Origin of the sequence: Arachidicoccus sp. (genome assembly GCF_050436765.1) — a bacterium.
GTDB lineage: Bacteria > Bacteroidota > Bacteroidia > Chitinophagales > Chitinophagaceae > Arachidicoccus.
Map to the genome: position 1 here is coordinate 1 of NZ_JBNQGD010000265.1, position 2,072 is coordinate 2,072.

Below are 2,072 nucleotides of genomic sequence, written 5' to 3' on the forward strand. Positions count from 1 at the left end.
ATGGTATTTCCCTTATCTACATAGAAGCTCTGCTTGATATTGTTATCACCTTTTTTTAGTAGTGCATCATAAGCATTGAAGAAGTAGTTGTCGGTTTCTTTTGACTTGCTAAAATGCAGAATTGCGGCCATTATATCATTGCCATAATTGACCTGGTGTATCAAACTGAAGTTTTCCTTTTTTTCGAGTAGCTTTTCTTTTAATTGCTCATTCAATTCCTCTCCAAAACCATTGTACTTTAATTGGGTTTGCAGATATTCCAGATTTTTTTGTTCCATATTATTAGATTGATTGGTGAAAAATAATTGTAGATTAAACGCATGATGCTTAAAACAGGCTTGCTTTCAAAAGCGTTTGGTTGGAAAGATGAATTGATAGCCACCTACTTCCACTTTGTTCCGTTAGATTGATGGATAGATATTTTTTACCCGTTAAAGTAAAAGTGGGAAGGGCGATGATATAAATCTGGGCCGCATGGCTTCAAACAGTTGCATTGGTATTACTTTTTAGTAAAGGCAATAGTTCTAATTGTTGTGAGGCAGTCCTACGTATCTTTTTCTTATCACAGGTAAAGAAGCGTAGCTGGCTGATGTTATAATCAATCGGGCTATTATTTTCTATTGCCAGCTTAAAATAAAAAACATTATTTTTTACATAAAGACCTTTTAGCATAAATAAAATGTCGCCATTTGTCTTTCTGATATGTAGATTCGATTTTTTTGCTGCGGCCGTTTGCGCATTTGCTTCGATGGCTGGATGTGTCATCGCATTCAAGCTTTGGGTTAGTGAGTGGAGACAATCCTGTTCTGATAAGATGAAATTCAGCTGTGAGGGGTTGAAATTGTAGCTCAGAAGAAAAGAATAGAAATGACCACCTGTCGTTATCACCGTCAGATTTGTTTGGACAAAATGTTGTGTAGCTGCTTTTATCTGTAATATATTATCGGCGCCGGCTGCTATCTGAGCAAGGACAGCCTGACTACCTCTGTCGACACTTTTAATCGCAAATGGAAAAATAAGATTGGTCGTTTTGTTATAGGAAATACTAATTTGTAAAGGTGGCTTTTGCGGATGGACTTTGGCTATATTATTGGCAAGTAGGGGATTGCAGCCGTTATAGCATAACATACCTATAACCATTATAAAAGCGGACACATATCTTAATTGGATTTTTGTTGAATATGGCATGGATATTATTTTAGTTTTAAAATTTTGAAATAAAAGCATGGGTTGTGTTTACTCGTTGTTTTCATCAAAGAGCAGAACCTGATAGCCGGCTTTCAGCTCGACACGGACCAGTTTTACTTTCTTGCTTAACAGACTTTTGGCTGTTTCTATTCCGGCCGCAGCGGCCTCGGCGGATACGGATGGATTTAAACTGCTGAGGCCTATACTTTGAATGGCGCGGTCAGCTCCTTGTTTAGAACCGTCCCGATTAATGGTACCCGGTATATAAATGCCCTTTAAACCATCCAAATCATAAACGGATAGTCGAACCGGTAAAATCTTATCCCGGTAACGAATACTTGGAATAGTGATTTCCAACCTTTCCCCCTGCAAAGTGGCCCGGCCAAACACGAAACTGTTTTTAGGGATTAGGATATGGTTAACCAATATATCATTGGTCAACATTAATTGTACTGTAGCGCCTGTGACAATTTCCTGATCCCTGTAGACCACCGCCTGCATATTGTTAAGGAGGGTGTCTGCGACGGGGACATTGGATAAGCCATAAAACCCGGTTGTAACCGTAGTGCTGTCGCTTGCTGTATAACCCGGTAAAGAGCTGATGGCTGGATGGCCAACGGAGCCAATCGGCACTGCCATACCAAAGGGCTGTGCTTTCAGCAGTTTTATGGAATCGTTGCTATTTTCTTTAGGGTTCTGTTTATCTTTCCACCGCTGCGGATGCTGTATGTCCAATACCTTATCCAACATACTATTTAATTTGAGTGTTTCTGCATCCGGCTGGTCACTTTGAGATGATAATTGATTTAAATTTTCCAGGCGTTGAAGTTGGGTTGCATTCATGGGAGGGATACTTGGATAGGGTAGTTCGTTTTCATAAGAAG

General features: G+C 39.6%; 2 protein-coding genes and 1 pseudogene. All 3 read right to left on the bottom strand.

Annotation, left to right across the window (positions count from 1 at the left end; translation table 11 throughout):
* A pseudogene (locus tag ACQR30_RS11580) lies at positions 1-278 on the bottom strand (hypothetical protein); the annotation flags it as partial.
* 202 nt (positions 279-480) lie between these two features.
* Positions 481-1,188, bottom strand: a complete 708-nt coding sequence (gene traN, locus ACQR30_RS11585; protein ID WP_429735231.1) for a conjugative transposon protein TraN — start codon at positions 1,186-1,188, stop codon at positions 481-483.
* Positions 1,189-1,236: 48 nt separating this feature from the next.
* Positions 1,237-2,072 (bottom strand): conjugative transposon protein TraM (gene traM, locus ACQR30_RS11590; RefSeq protein WP_429735233.1); only part of this gene is annotated, 836 nt, incomplete at its 5' end.